Annotated in this window: 16 protein-coding genes and 1 riboswitch; of the genes, 4 read left to right on the forward strand and 12 right to left on the reverse strand. The window is 69.3% G+C overall.

Annotated features, from left to right (window positions below; all coding sequences use genetic code 11):
• Window positions 1-99 precede the first annotated feature (99 nt).
• The gene (locus J4H86_RS05145; RefSeq protein ID WP_236542358.1) at window positions 100-1,035 is read left to right on the forward strand and encodes an aldose 1-epimerase family protein; all 936 of its coding nucleotides are present in this window, start codon (window positions 100-102) and stop codon (window positions 1,033-1,035) included.
• Here J4H86_RS05145 and J4H86_RS05150 read toward each other — a convergent pair.
• The 4 genes from J4H86_RS05150 to J4H86_RS05165 all read right to left on the reverse strand — a co-directional run bounded on the left by J4H86_RS05150 (window position 1,032) and on the right by J4H86_RS05165 (window position 3,926).
• Window positions 1,032-1,994, reverse strand: a complete 963-nt coding sequence (locus J4H86_RS05150; RefSeq protein ID WP_236542359.1) for an immunity 49 family protein — start codon at window positions 1,992-1,994, stop codon at window positions 1,032-1,034. The genes J4H86_RS05145 and J4H86_RS05150 overlap by 4 nt on opposite strands.
• A gap of 83 nt (window positions 1,995-2,077) precedes the next feature.
• Window positions 2,078-2,713 (reverse strand): pyridoxamine 5'-phosphate oxidase family protein, encoded by a 636-nt coding sequence (locus J4H86_RS05155; RefSeq protein ID WP_236542360.1) that lies wholly within the window; start codon window positions 2,711-2,713, stop codon window positions 2,078-2,080.
• 113 nt (window positions 2,714-2,826) lie between these two features.
• Window positions 2,827-3,078: a DUF397 domain-containing protein gene (locus J4H86_RS05160; protein WP_236542361.1), complete on the reverse strand. Its 252-nt coding sequence runs from the start codon at window positions 3,076-3,078 to the stop codon at window positions 2,827-2,829.
• Window positions 3,075-3,926, reverse strand: a complete 852-nt coding sequence (locus J4H86_RS05165; RefSeq protein ID WP_269134574.1) for a helix-turn-helix domain-containing protein — start codon at window positions 3,924-3,926, stop codon at window positions 3,075-3,077. The genes J4H86_RS05160 and J4H86_RS05165 overlap by 4 nt, the downstream gene beginning before the upstream one ends.
• 206 nt (window positions 3,927-4,132) lie before the next feature.
• Between J4H86_RS05165 and J4H86_RS05170 the strand changes: the two genes are divergently transcribed.
• From J4H86_RS05170 to J4H86_RS05180, 3 genes are all read left to right on the forward strand, one after another.
• On the forward strand, window positions 4,133-4,390 hold the full coding sequence (locus J4H86_RS05170; protein WP_236542362.1) for a hypothetical protein: 258 nt from the start codon (window positions 4,133-4,135) through the stop codon (window positions 4,388-4,390).
• Between the two features lie 163 nt (window positions 4,391-4,553).
• Window positions 4,554-4,799 (forward strand): type II toxin-antitoxin system Phd/YefM family antitoxin, encoded by a 246-nt coding sequence (locus J4H86_RS05175; RefSeq protein WP_236542363.1) that lies wholly within the window; start codon window positions 4,554-4,556, stop codon window positions 4,797-4,799.
• Complete coding sequence (locus J4H86_RS05180) at window positions 4,796-5,053, forward strand: Txe/YoeB family addiction module toxin (RefSeq protein WP_236542364.1); 258 nt, start codon at window positions 4,796-4,798, stop codon at window positions 5,051-5,053. Before J4H86_RS05175 ends, J4H86_RS05180 begins: the two co-directional genes overlap by 4 nt.
• 5 nt (window positions 5,054-5,058) lie before the next feature.
• Here the strand turns inward: J4H86_RS05180 and J4H86_RS05185 are convergent, their stop codons facing one another.
• The 8 genes from J4H86_RS05185 to J4H86_RS05220 all read right to left on the reverse strand — a co-directional run bounded on the left by J4H86_RS05185 (window position 5,059) and on the right by J4H86_RS05220 (window position 12,290).
• Window positions 5,059-5,637, reverse strand: coding sequence for a nucleotidyltransferase family protein (locus J4H86_RS05185; protein WP_394356500.1), 579 nt, complete (start codon window positions 5,635-5,637; stop codon window positions 5,059-5,061).
• An 8-nt stretch (window positions 5,638-5,645) separates the two neighbouring features.
• Window positions 5,646-6,770 (reverse strand): XdhC family protein, encoded by a 1,125-nt coding sequence (locus tag J4H86_RS05190; RefSeq protein WP_236542366.1) that lies wholly within the window; start codon window positions 6,768-6,770, stop codon window positions 5,646-5,648.
• A gap of 15 nt (window positions 6,771-6,785) precedes the next feature.
• Window positions 6,786-7,970 carry a vWA domain-containing protein gene (locus J4H86_RS05195; protein ID WP_236542367.1) on the reverse strand — a complete coding sequence of 395 codons (1,185 nt, stop codon included), beginning with the start codon at window positions 7,968-7,970 and terminating at the stop codon, window positions 6,786-6,788.
• Between the two features lie 2 nt (window positions 7,971-7,972).
• Complete coding sequence (locus tag J4H86_RS05200; protein WP_236542368.1) at window positions 7,973-8,926, reverse strand: AAA family ATPase; 954 nt, start codon at window positions 8,924-8,926, stop codon at window positions 7,973-7,975.
• 426 nt (window positions 8,927-9,352) lie between these two features.
• Window positions 9,353-9,811, reverse strand: a complete 459-nt coding sequence (locus J4H86_RS05205; RefSeq protein WP_330932491.1) for a PH domain-containing protein — start codon at window positions 9,809-9,811, stop codon at window positions 9,353-9,355.
• The gene (gene ribH, locus J4H86_RS05210; RefSeq protein ID WP_236542369.1) at window positions 9,804-10,316 is read right to left on the reverse strand and encodes a 6,7-dimethyl-8-ribityllumazine synthase; all 513 of its coding nucleotides are present in this window, start codon (window positions 10,314-10,316) and stop codon (window positions 9,804-9,806) included. The genes J4H86_RS05205 and ribH overlap by 8 nt, the downstream gene beginning before the upstream one ends.
• A gap of 25 nt (window positions 10,317-10,341) precedes the next feature.
• A complete protein-coding gene (locus tag J4H86_RS05215) occupies window positions 10,342-11,604 on the reverse strand; it encodes a bifunctional 3,4-dihydroxy-2-butanone-4-phosphate synthase/GTP cyclohydrolase II (protein ID WP_236542370.1) in 1,263 nt (420 codons plus the stop codon).
• Window positions 11,605-11,672: 68 nt separating this feature from the next.
• Window positions 11,673-12,290 carry a riboflavin synthase gene (locus J4H86_RS05220; protein WP_236543911.1) on the reverse strand — a complete coding sequence of 206 codons (618 nt, stop codon included), beginning with the start codon at window positions 12,288-12,290 and terminating at the stop codon, window positions 11,673-11,675.
• A 101-nt stretch (window positions 12,291-12,391) separates the two neighbouring features.
• A riboswitch (FMN riboswitch) is annotated at window positions 12,392-12,522 on the reverse strand.
• Window positions 12,523-12,618: the final 96 nt, after the last annotated feature.

Consider the following 12,618-nt stretch of genomic DNA (forward strand, 5'->3'; position numbering starts at 1 on the left):
ATCGCCTGGTCCCACCGATCGACCGCGGGACGCGAACTTGACCAAGCCGATGCCACACCTCCCGGTGCTCCGATGGGCGTCGGCTATAGAATTCCCCGAATGAGCGCTCCCCCCGTTTCCCCGTTTCTGGGGCTCACCGCTGGTCCCTATTCCGCGTTCGTGAGCCGCGCTGGTGCCACGCTGTGTTCTCTCACGCGGGAGGGTGTGGACCTGGTGTTGCCGGTGGATCCCGCTGTGGGGCCGGTGATGAGTCAGGGTGAGGTGTTGGTTCCCTGGCCGAACCGGGTTGACGGGGGGCGGTACTTCTTCGGGGGTGTGGAGCACCAACTGGAGGTCACCGAGCCGGGGCGGGGCAACGCGATCCATGGGCTCGCGCGGCACCGGGAGTGGACGGTGCGCGCGCGTGACGAGCGGTCCGTGGGGTTGGGGTGTCGGCTGGCCGGGGCGCCGGGGTATCCGTGGGATCTGGACCTCGAGGTCACCTACACACTCGACGCTGACGCCGGGCTGCGGGTCGCCGTGACCGCCGTCAACCTCGGGGCGGAGCCCGCGCCCTACGGAAACGGGACGCACAGCTTCCTCACCGTGGGTGGGGCGGTGGACGACACGACGCTCCACCTGCCGGCCGCGACCCACCTTGCCGTCGACGACCGAATGATCCCCACCGGAGACGCGCCGCCGGTCGCGAACACGGAGCTGGACTTCCGCGCCCCGCGTCGAGTCGGGTCGACGGTGCTGGACACGGCCTTCACCACGGTGACGGAACGCGACGACGAGGGACGGGCGTGGGTCACCCTCTCCGGAGAGGACCGGGCGGTCGCGCTGTGGGCGGACGCGACCTACGGGTGGATCCAGGCCTTCAGCGCCGAACGCCCCGGTCACCCGCTCCATCGCCGTGGTCTCGCCGTGGAGCCGATGACGTGCCCGCCCAACGCGTTCGCCTCCGGCACCGACGTGATCACCTTGGGCGCCGGGGAGACGACCACGTCGACGCACGGCATCCGCGCAGTCGCCCCGCTCCGAGGGCGCGACTAGTACTTGGCGTGCCAGCCGCCGAGGTTGTTCTGGTTGGTGTCCGCCGCCCGCCGCATCGCGTCGGTGTCGCCGAGGAGGTCCCGAGGCAGATACGGCGATCGGACCGTGAGCTCCCACCCGTGCACCTGGACGGCGAGCACGGCCAGGGTGAGGGGACCGAGCGGCAGGAGGGTCCTGGGCGCGGGGTCGTCCATCGCCTCCGCCGTTTCCCGGTGCTCGACCAGGCGGGCGACGAGCGCCTCCTCGAACGTGTGCTGGTCGTCGTCGAGGAGCACCCGGAGCAGGCGTTGGTCGGGGGTCAACGGGCCGGCCGCGTCCAGGCGCCCCGCCGCCTCGGCACGCTCGGAGTCCTCGGGCTTGCATAGCGGGACGGTGGGCCAGTCACTCGGCAGGTTTCCGCTGGCGCTCCGCAGGTAGGTCGAGAGGGTGTCCATCACGTCGAGGTCCGCGGCGTCGGAGATCGAGTCGAACGACGAGTACGGCACGCCTTCGTGGATCATGGGCGCGTAGTCCTCGCGCAGCAACAGGCCGATCACGCGGTGCCAGTCCCACACCAGGCCGCTCACCACGGACATCTGAAAGGTGTCGATCCACGTTCGGGCGTTGGGGGCCCATGACACCGAGTTGGCGAAGACGATCTCCTCGCTGGTGAGGCTCTCCTCAAGGAGGGGAAACAGGATCTCCTGGTCGCCTTCGGGAAAACAGCTCACCGAGAGCGCCCCCAGCGAGCACTCCGCGGCCGTGGAGAGAGCGAGCCGGGTAGTCTCCTCCGCCGAGGCGCCGCTCGCGATGCGGGCGGCGACGTGGTCGAGCAGGTCGTCGCTGGTCTGGAGTATCTTGTCCGGCGAGGCGCTGGTGTAGCGCATCGTGAACCAGTGGTCCCAGGTCCGATCCCTGATATCGCCGAGCGCCCGCGTCATCTGAGCCGTGCTGACCTCGTGTCCTGCCACGTCCCGCACAGAGCCTTCCTCCCGTCGTCGTTCGCCACCGGAGAGGCACCGTACCAGTGGATTCGGGGGGCTCCGCGAACGTCGGGAGTGACTCAGTACAGGTACTTGGCGTAGCCCGGCCCGTAGTACAACTCGAGGTTCTCCAGCGACTCCTCGGGGCGCTCCAGCCGCTTGGCGAGCTGGGCGCGGGTGGGGATGGCGTCGGGCCGCCAGCTCTCGGGGTTCCACAGGTCGCTGCGCATGAACGCCTTGGCGCAGTGGTGGTAGATGGTGTCGATGTCAACTACGACCGCCAGCGGCGGCCGGTGGCCCTTGACCACCATGTCGTCGAGGAACGGGGCGTCGCGCACGAGGCGTGCCCGACCGTTGATCCGCAGGGTGTCCCCACGCCCCGGCACGACGAACACCATGCCGACGTGGGGATTCTCCAGGATGTTGCGCAGCGAGTCGACGCGACGGTTCCCGGGACGCTCCGGGATGGCGATCGTCGAGTCGTCCAGCACGTGCGCGAGCGAGCCCGCCGGGTCGCCCTTGGGCGAGACGTCGCAGTTGCCCTGGGCGTCGGCGGTGGCCACCAGACAGAACGGGCTGTGCGCCAACCACATGCGGTCCGTCGGGGAGAGACTCGCCCGCTCCTTCGTCCACGCGGCCTCGATCGGCTCGGGGATCACCTCGCGCAGCTCCGCCTCGGTGGTGATCTCGGTACCAGCGGTCACGCTGTGCGCCATGTTCCCTCGCCTCCCTACGACTCGCGACCAGCCCGGCCGCCCCCTCATCCTCACCGACGAGCGGCACTGACCAGACCACACCCCCGCCTTTCACGTGCCGGGCGGCGTGCGCGCTACAGCTCGTCCCGGCGGGCGGCGCGGACGAAGGCGGCCCACTCGGCGTGCGGGAACAACAGGTAGCCCTGGGCACGGTTCTTGGTGTCCCGCACCGCGATCCCCGGCGCCTCCGTCACACCACGACCCACCTCGACACAGCGGCCGTTCGTGTCGACGCTGTAGCTGCTGGTGCGCCACCCCACCTCGACGCAGTCGCCACGGCGGTTGGAGCTAGCGCTGCTGCTCTCCCAGGTGAATTGAGTACTCATGACAGTTCCTTCTCAATGTGCATCATGAACGCGCGGGATTCCTCAGCGTCAAGACACGCTTGGTGCAAGCGCTCGTACGCATTCGCAAACTCACGAACATCATCGGCCTCGAGGAATATATTGCCGGCAGCGGAATCGATCGCGACGACCTCGGGAAACGGGTCAGGCATCTTGACGAGCATGAAAGTCCCTTTTGGGCCAGGGTATTCGCCAGCCACGAAAGGTAGAACGCGGAGGTCAATCTGATCCCGTCGACCGACTTCAATCATGTGACTCAACTGGCGGCGCATCGCGAACGCGCCACCCACCGGACGACGCAGCGCGGCTTCATCGATGACAAAGGTGGCCGACAGCGAGTCACGCGCCAACACTTCCTGGCGCGCCATCCGCACACTGACCCACCGCTCGATCTGCTGCTCGGGAACGGTCGGATCATCAATCCGGATGAGACGCTCCGCGTAGTCACTGGTCTGGAGCAGTCCTGGCAGCACCGAGGGGTTGAACACGCGAAGGCGCTCCGCCTGGCTTTCCAGCCAGACCCAGTCGAAGGTGCTGCTGTAGACGTCCTTGTGATACCGCTCCCACCACCCGGTCTTGGCGATTTCCTCGGCCAGGCGAAGGATCAACGCCCGCTGGCTGGCCTCGCCTACGCCGTACAGGTTCATCAACTCCACGACTTCGTTGCTTGGCGAGGGCAGTATCCCGGACTCGTATCGACTCAGGGTCGCGGTACTCCGACGTATGTGGTCAGACGCTTCCTTCAAGGTGAGGGAGTTCTCTTCGCGCAGCTCTCGAAGAATCTTGCCGAGCCATCGAGCCCTAAGTGTCGCGTTGGGAGGAGCAGCCATGATCACCTCAAGATTTATCCCCAAGTTTTCCGAGCAATCTTGCGAAGCATGTCAGCAGGTGCCACTCTAGCACTAGGTGAGCGCAGTCTCACTGGGAGTTGGGAGAAATCGGGCGGTGGTGACTGCCGCCGCTAAATCCACCGCCCGGGGCTCATGAGATTGAACCCCTCGGCGCCCCGGGCGGTGTTACCGAAAGGGGATTCGCCGTGACCGACGACCACACACCTTCCGGACCTTCTGTCTACCACGATCAGCCGGACGGCGCCTTTCCGGACCGGCCGCGTGCGTTCTACATCGACGTCTATGTGGACGACGAGACCGACGACACCGAGCACGCCTACTACGGGGCGACGAATCCCGAAGGCGGAGCCGTCGCGCGCGGGATCGGCGACCGGTCCATCCTCAGCCTGTCCACGCCCGAACGTTTCGCCGACCGGGTCGGTGGATTCGTGGTGTGGTGCTGAGCGCTCAGCCTTCTAGCCCACCAAAGTGATCCGCGCCCGGGCGAGGTCCTCCACCGTGTCGATGTCGCTCGGGTCCGCGATGTCGTCCTGTCGCGCGGCCATGGAGTACCTGCGACAACAACCATCCAGTGGTACCATATTTAGTACCATCCAGGAGGAACACATGGCAATCACCGCGTCCGAGGCGCGCAAGCACCTCTTCCCACTCATCGAAAAGGTCAACGACGACCGAGCACCCGTGGAAATCACGTCCCGCCGGGGTGATGCCGTACTGATCTCCAAGGAAGACTACGAAGCCCTGGAAGAGACCGCGCATCTGCTCCGGTCTCCGGCGAACGCCCGCCGCCTGCTGGAGAGCCTGGCCCAAGCACGGCGCGATGAACGCCACGAGCACTCCCTAGCCGAGTGAGAGTGGTTTTCACTCCCCACGGTTGGGAGGACTACACCCACTGGCTCTCGGCGGACCGATCAACTCTGAAACGCATCAACCGGTTGATCGACGACATCCTGAGAGATCCCTTCGAAGGCATCGGCAAACCTGAACCGCTGCGGCACGCGTTCGCCGGTGCCTGGTCGCGACGCATCAGTGAAGAGCACAGACTCGTCTATCTGGTGGACGACGAGGACATCGTGATTCTCCAGGCCCGCTATCACTACAACTGACCCTTCTAATCGAACAAGTTCACAGCGGCGCGCGCCCGGGCGAGGTCCTCCACCGTGTCGATGTCGCTCGGGTCCGCGAGATCTCCGCACTCCACGTAGGTCACCAGGTCGGGGTTCGCCCGGAGGAAGGCCCGGGCTCCGACGTCGCCGGCCGCCGACTCCCCTACGGCGGCCCAGTGCTCACGGCCGATCAGCACCGGGTTGCGCGGCGCGCCCTCGTAGGCGGCGACGGCGACCGACGCGCCGTCGGCGTAGGCGCGCAGTAGGCGGGACACGACGGGCGCGGTGACGAACGGCTGGTCCACCAGCGCGACCACGGTCGCGGTGGCTCCCTCGGGCATCGCGTCGAGACCCGCACGCAGGGACGATCCCATGCCCGTGTCCCACAGCGGGTTGTGCACGCGGCGTGCCCCAGGGACGGTGAGGTCGGGGGCGGCTCCCGTGACCACGACGATCGGGGCGCACCCACCGTCGCTCAGCGTCCGGACGCCCCGGTCGACCAGACGTTCGCCACCGAGCCGGACGGTGGCCTTGGGGGTGCCGAGTCTGCTTCCGGAGCCGGCGGCGAGCAGTAGGCCGGCGATCCGCACGGTCACCGCCCGCCGGCCGCGATCGGCTCGCCGTGGATCCGGCCGTCGGTGGCGTGCAGCGGCCGGCCACTGCCGCCCCATCGGGTCTGGATGAGCTCCGCCGCGATCGACACGGCGGTCTCCTCAAGCGTCCGCGCGCCGAGGTCCAGGCCGATGGGTGAGTGAAGCCGGGCGAGCTGTTCCTCGGGGATCCCCGCCTCCCGCAGCCGCGCCAGCCGGTCGTCGTGGGTGCGGCGGCTGCCCATCGCGCCGATATAGCCGGCGGACGTGCGCAGAGCGACCTCCAGGACCGGCACGTCGAACTTGGGATCGTGGGTGAGCACACAGATGGCGGTGCGTTCGTCCACCTCGTCCTCGATCTCGCCGAGGTACACGTGCGGCCACTTCACCACGACCTCGTCGGCGCGGGGGAAGCGGGCGGCGGTCGCGAAGACCGGCCGCGCGTCGCACACCGTCACCCGGTAGCCGAGGAACGAGCCGACGCTGGCGACGGCCGCCGCGAAGTCGATGGCGCCGAAGACCAGCATGCGTGGCGCCGGCGCGAAGGACTGCACGAAGATCTCGACCTCGTCGCCACGGCGCTCACCGCCGGCCCCGTACCGCAGGATGCCGGTGCGGCCCTGGGCGAGCATGCCGCGCACGTCGTCGTCCACGGCGTCGTCCAGTCGGGGGATGCCGAGGCTCCCCTCGGCCGCGTCCTGCCAGATGACCCGGCGCGCACCGAGCGAACCGAGGCCCCCGGCGACGGTGGCGACCGCGACCGGCCGGTGCTCGTCGATCGCCTCGATCACGCGTCGCAGTTGGGGATACAGGGTGGTGCTGACCGGTTCGACCAGCACGTGTAGCGTGCCACCGCAGGTGAGGCCGACGGAGAACGCGTCGTCGTCGCTGATGCCGTACTTCTGGCGCACCGGCTCGCCGGTCGCCATCACTTCCTGGGCGAGCTCGTAGACGGCGCCCTCGACGCAGCCACCCGAGACGCTGCCGACCGCCTCACCGGAGCTGGAGACGGCCATCGCCGCCCCGGCCTCCCGGGGGGCGCTGTGATAGGTGTCGACGACGGTCGCCAGGGCGAACGTTTCGCCGGTGCCGAACAGTTCACCGACCCGTTGTCTGATGTCACGCATGGTTCGCTCCCTTGCTCAGCCTGCCAGCGGCCGACGGCGCGGCTGGCTCGGCGCTCCGCCCCGTCCCCCGATGATGGCGTAGGCCAGTTCCTCCAACGCGGCGAGGCTGTGGCCCGCCACGAAGTCGTCGATATGTGGCAGGGCGGCCTGCATTCCCGCCGTCAGCGGCTCGTACCCGGCCTTCCCACGGTGTGGGTTGGCCCAGACCACACGGTGGGCGAGCCGGTGCAGACGTGCCATCTGTCGTCCCAGCAGGCTCGCGTCACCGCGCTCCCACCCGTCGGAGGCGATGACCACCAGGGCCCCGCGCGCCATCCCGCGTTGTCCGAACCGGTCGAGGAACTCCTTGAGTTCGCTGCCCAGACGGGTGCCGCCGTTCCAGTCGGGGATCGCCGCGCCGGCCGCGGCGAGCGCCGCGTCGGGGTCCCGGCGGGAAAGCTCCGCGGTGAGCCGGGTGAGGCGAGTTCCCGCGCTGAAGACCTCGGTGTGGTCGGGATGTCCGCGCTCCACCGCGTGGGCGAGGCGCAGCAGCGAGTCGGCGTAGGGCGACATGGACCCACTGACGTCCACGATCAGGACGACGCGGCGTGGTTTGTCGGTGCGGTTGCGGTAGTGCAGTCGGACCGGTTCGCCGTCGAGCCGGGCGACTCCGCGCAGCGTGCGACCGAGATCGAGCTGTCCCCGGGTGGCGGGGGTGAGCCGGCGGGTGCGTCGTTTGGGGCGGCGTGCCGCGATGAGGCTGAGCAGCCGCTGGACCTCGGCCCGTTCGGGGACGCTGAGTTGGGCGATGTCCCGGTTGCGCAGCACCTCGGCGTCGCTCGCGGCCGTCGCCTCGTCGGGGTCGCTCTCCTCCTGCTGGCCGGGCGCGCTCTCGGGCTGCCACATGGCCGGACGCACCTGCGGCACCGCCACGGTCTCGGTGGTGGGACGCGGGAGGGGCTCGGTGGAGAAGTAGTACGCGAAGCAGGCGTCGTAGCGTGCCACGTCTTCGGCGGTCGAGCAGAGGGCCAGGCGTCCGGCCCAGTAGACGTCCCGAGGGCGGGAGACGTCGAGTTCGGCGACGGCTTCGATCAGGGTGTGGGTTCGGTGCTGGTCCGCTCCAACGCCGGCGGCGCGCAGCGCGCGGGCGAACCCCAGCAGCATCACGTCGGGGTCGCCGGAGCGTGGCTCCGGTGTCGAGTGGTCCCGCGCCGTGGACACGACTAGGCTCCCACCACCGAGGCGTCCGGATTGTCGAGCAGGGCCGACAGCCGGGCGCGGACCGTCTCGTGGTCCTCGACGTGCTTGAGGAGGGCGCCCAGGGTGCGGGCGGCGGCGTCGGCGGTGAGGCGTCGTGCCCCGACGGCGGCCAGGGCCTGGGCCCAGTCGATACTCTCGGCGACTCCGGGGGGCTTGAGCAACTCGGCACCGTTGTCGGCGGGGTCGCGCAGGCGCTGCACCGTGGCGGCGACCTCCTTCGCCAGTACCTCGGTGGTTTCCGGCAGTCGGCGCCGGATGATGGAGACCTCCCGCTCGAAGCCGGGGTGGGCCATCCAGTGGTACAGGCAGCGGCGCTTGAGCGCGTCGTGCACCTCGCGTGTCCGGTTGGACGTCAGGATCACCACGGGTGGGGTGTGTGCGCGGACGGTGCCGAACTCCGGGATCGACACCTGGAAGTCGGAGAGGAACTCCAACAGGAACGCCTCGAACTCGTCGTCGGCGCGGTCGATCTCGTCGACGAGGAGGACACTGGGCGCGGCGGAAGCGGACTCATCCTCCCCGCCCAGGGCGCGCAGCAGTGGCCGCGTCAGCAGGAACCGGCGGTCGTACAGGCCACGCTCCAGCTCCTGGGTGTCGTGCACCCCCGCGGCCTGGGCGGCGCGCAGGTGCAGAAGCTGGCGGGGGTAGTCCCAGTCGTAGAGTGCCTGGCTCGCGTCGATGCCCTCGTAGCACTGCAGGCGGATGGGCTGGGTGCCCAGCACGCCCGCCATCGCCTTGGCGAGCTCCGTCTTCCCGACGCCCGGCTCTCCCTCCAGGAAGAGCGGTCGCCCCATCCGCAGCGCGAGAAACGCCGCGGTCGCGGTCCCCTCGTCGGCCAGGTAGTCCTGGGCGTCGAGCAACCGCACCAACGCGTCGGGAGAGCCGATCGCCTCCGTACCACCCGGCTCGGCCGCCATGTGCTCCCACCTTTCGTCGTCCGCCCTGATGCCAGGTTATTCTCCCCACTCGCGTTCCGGGAGTAGCCGGGTCGGGCGCCGTACGTCCTCGCAGGCCCGAGGGGCCGACGAGGAGTGGGCTGTCGGCGATGTCGCGTTGAGGCCCGGCCCGCGTGGCCAGGACGCCGCGCCGGCCGGGGTTGGGGCTGGTGCCTCGGTGCTGTGTCCTCGAAGGCTCTCGGTTGGGGAGCGGCTGTCGCCCCTACTGGGGCTGCCTCGCGGATCCTGCCCCAGCAGGGGCCCGGGCTTCGGTTCGCACGGCGATCCGTGACGGGCATCCTGGGTGGCTGTCCGAGAGAACCGACACGGGCGAACGCCGTCCCGGCGGTCGCGAGCCCGTATCAGCCATGACCGAAGACGCGAACGTCACGATCTGTCGTCGCCGTACTAGATCTCCGGTTCCTGGGCTTCGCCGCGTTCGTGGAGGAGAGCGATGAGTTGGGCGAGGTCGTCCTGGGCACGGGGGCCGTCGCTGCGTTGGATGCCCATGGCGACGATGGACGTGCCGTCGGCGAGGTCGAGGGTGGGCCAGGGTTCGCCTTCGGGCATGCGGACGTCGACGATCTCGGGCCACTCCAGGATCCACGTCCGGATGATGTTCACGACCCGCAGGCCGTCCTCGGTGGCGGTGATGCTCGCTCGGGCGAGGAAACCCATGACGACCGCGCCAACAAGGCCCAACAGCACGAGGCTGACGCGGTCGACGATGGTCCAGTTCGGTGGAAGGATCACCGCGAGGATCACCAGGGTGACCATGATCGCGACGGCCAGGACGCCCATGACGACGCGGATGCGGCGAGGCCGCCACACCATGGGAAGAGTGGTGTTCGCGGAGTCGTCAGCCACGGACCGACTCCCCCACCGGGCTCTGGGCGTCGGCGCGCAGCGTCCGAAGCACAGTGGCGGTGTCGATGGCCGCGAGGGTGGCGTCCCGCCCCTTGTCCTCGATCGACCCCGGCGCGCCGCTGCGTTCCCGCGCCTGCTCCTGGGTGTCACAGGTCAGCACGCCGTTGCCGACGACGGTCGCCGTGTCCAGCGCGACCTGGGTGAGCCCCTGCGTGACGGACTGGCAGACGTAGTCGAAGTGGGGTGTCGCCCCCCGCACGACGCAGCCCAGAGCGATGACCGCGTCGTGGGTGCGGGCCAGCTCCTGGGCGACGACCGGGATCTCCATCGCACCGGCGACCCGGGCCACCGTCGGCGCCGACACCCCGCTCTCCGTCGCCGCCTCCGTGGCGTGCGCCAGGAGGAGGTCCACGATCTCGGCGTTCCAGCGGGACGCGACGATTCCGACCCTGAGATCCGCCGGCGCGGACACCGGTGTTTCTCCCGGCCGTCCGGTTGTGCTCACTGCTTCCTCCGTGGCTGTTGGTGCGTCAGTTGACGGCGGCGACGCCGGGCAGCTCGTGCCCGAGACGTTCCCGCTTCGTCTGCAGGTAACGCAGGTTGTCGGGGGTGACGACCGTTGGCAACGAGACACGCTCCACGACCGAGACTCCGCCGGCCGCCACGCTCTCGACCTTACGGGGGTTGTTCGTCACCAGGCGCACCCCCCGCACTCCGAGGTCGACGAGGATGTGGGCCGCGACGGTGAACTCCCGCGCGTCGGCGGGCAGGCCGAGTTCGAGGTTCGCCTCCACCGTGTCCGCGCCGGCGTCCTGTAGGCGGTAGGCGGCGAGCTTGCGCAGGAGACCGATCCCGCGTCCTTCGTGGCCACGCAGGTAGACGATGACCCCCCGGCCCTCCTCGGCGATCCTCTCCATCGCGGCGTCGAGCTGGGTGCCGCAGTCGCATCGGTGGGATCCCAGGACGTCACCGGTGAGGCACTCGGAGTGGATGCGGGTCGTCACCGGTTCGCCGTCGGCGACGTCGCCCAGCACCAGGGCGAGGTGTTCCGCTCCGTCGATCCGTCCCCGGTAGCCGACCAGGCGCCATTGCGCGTGGCGGTTGGGCAGGCGCGTCTCAACCTCTCGCTCCACCTGGCTCTCGGTGCGCAACCGGTGGTCCACGAGCTGCTCCACCGAGACGAGGGTGAGTCCGTGCTCGTCGGCGAACTCGCGCAGCCGAGGCAGGCGCGCCATGGTTCCGTCGTCGTTGACCACCTCGGCCAGCACTCCGGCCGGGCGTAGGCCAGCGAGCCGTGCCAGGTCGATCGCGGCTTCGGTGTGTCCGCGCCGTTCCAGGACTCCCCCAGCGCGGCCGCGCAGCGGCAAGATGTGCCCGGGCCGCACGAAGTCGGTGGGCTGGCTGGTCGCGTCCCCGAGCAGCCGGATCGTGTGCGCGCGGTCGGCGGCGGAGATCCCGGTGCTGACGCCGTGGCGTGCGTCGACCGTCACGGTGTAGGCGGTGCGGAGGCTCTCCTCGTTGTGCTCCACCATCAGCGGGAGGTCGAGCCGGTCCAGTTCGTCGCCGGGCAGCGGGACGCAGATGACCCCGGAGGTGTAGCGGATCATGAACGCGAGCAGTTCCGGCGTCGCCTTCTCCGCGGCGAAGATGATGTCGCCCTCGTTCTCGCGGTCGGTGTCGTCCACGACGACCACGGGCTTGCCGGCGGCGATGTCGGCGAGCGCGTCGTGGACCGAGTCCAGTGCGACGTCGTCTCCGGGCGCCGATCCGCGAGGTGCCTCGGTTTCGGTCATGGCCTGTGCCCCCTGTGCTGCGCGTGCCGCGTCTGCTGTGGTGTGTGCGTGGTCGACGGCCGTATGACTCATCGCTGCGCCTCCCGTCGCGCTCCCGGACCCAACATTCGTTCGACGTACTTGGCGATGACGTCGACCTCGAGGTTGACGAACGCGCCGTCCGCGGCTCGCCCGAGTGTCGTGACCTCGCGGGTGGTGGGAATGAGACCCACGGTGAACGACTCGTCGTCCACGGCGGCGACAGTGAGGCTCACCCCGTCGACGGTGATGGAGCCCTTCTCCACGACGTAGTGGGCCAGGTGGGTGGGGAGGGAGAAACGGACGTTCTCGGCGTTGCCGTCCGCGACCCGGCCGAGGACCTCCGCGGTTCCGTCCACGTGGCCCTGCACGATGTGGCCGCTGAGCCGGTCGGAGACCCGTGCCGCGCGTTCGAGGTTGACGCGCGCGCCGGCCGTGAGGGCTCCCAGCGTGGATCGGTCCAGGGTCTCGGGGATGACGTCCGCGCTGAACCGCGCGTCGCCGGGATCGACCACGGTGAGACACACGCCGTTGACCGCGATGGAGTCTCCGGCTTTCGCGTCCGTGGTGACGTGAGGGGCGTGGACTGTGAGGCGTGTGGTCTCGCCTTCGGCCGCGTGCGCGACGTCGACGACCTCGCCGAGTTCTTCGACGATCCCGGTGAACATCTCTTCCCGCCGTTCCATCGCTGGGCACGGCTCCGGGATGTCGGGACTGTGTCGCCCCCGGGGTTGGTTCACGTGTCGGCACGCGCACGAGAAACGACCCCCCGCGCGCTGCCTCCCATCCGGACTTTCACCGTCGGTCCCGGAATTCCACCGGATCAGCCGGCCGATGGCATCGGCCGGGTCGCGGACTGTCACCGCCGGTTCGGATTTTCACCGACCCCGGAGCACGCGTTGAACGTTTGCTGTAACAAGTGTGCCATGGGGATCTGTTCCCGACACGGAGAGGTGGCTCACACGCCCCACCGTGGACTCGGGGTTCTGTGGCGGG

It is taken from the genome of Spiractinospora alimapuensis (assembly GCF_018437505.1).
Lineage (GTDB): Bacteria > Actinomycetota > Actinomycetes > Streptosporangiales > Streptosporangiaceae > Spiractinospora > Spiractinospora alimapuensis.

Coding starts and splice junctions, on each gene's coding strand:
- J4H86_RS05215 (WP_236542370.1), bottom strand. CDS start 11,604: ATGACCGAAACCGAGGCACCTCGCGGATCGGCGCCCGGAGACGACGTC.
- J4H86_RS05220 (WP_236543911.1), bottom strand. CDS start 12,290: ATGTTCACCGGGATCGTCGAAGAACTCGGCGAGGTCGTCGACGTCGCG.
- J4H86_RS05160 (WP_236542361.1), bottom strand. CDS start 3,078: ATGAGTACTCAATTCACCTGGGAGAGCAGCAGCGCTAGCTCCAACCGC.
- J4H86_RS05165 (WP_269134574.1), bottom strand. CDS start 3,926: ATGGCTGCTCCTCCCAACGCGACACTTAGGGCTCGATGGCTCGGCAAG.
- J4H86_RS05175 (WP_236542363.1), top strand. CDS start 4,554: ATGGCAATCACCGCGTCCGAGGCGCGCAAGCACCTCTTCCCACTCATC.
- J4H86_RS05155 (WP_236542360.1), bottom strand. CDS start 2,713: ATGGCGCACAGCGTGACCGCTGGTACCGAGATCACCACCGAGGCGGAG.
- J4H86_RS05145 (WP_236542358.1), top strand. CDS start 100: ATGAGCGCTCCCCCCGTTTCCCCGTTTCTGGGGCTCACCGCTGGTCCC.
- J4H86_RS05200 (WP_236542368.1), bottom strand. CDS start 8,926: ATGGCGGCCGAGCCGGGTGGTACGGAGGCGATCGGCTCTCCCGACGCG.
- J4H86_RS05190 (WP_236542366.1), bottom strand. CDS start 6,770: ATGCGTGACATCAGACAACGGGTCGGTGAACTGTTCGGCACCGGCGAA.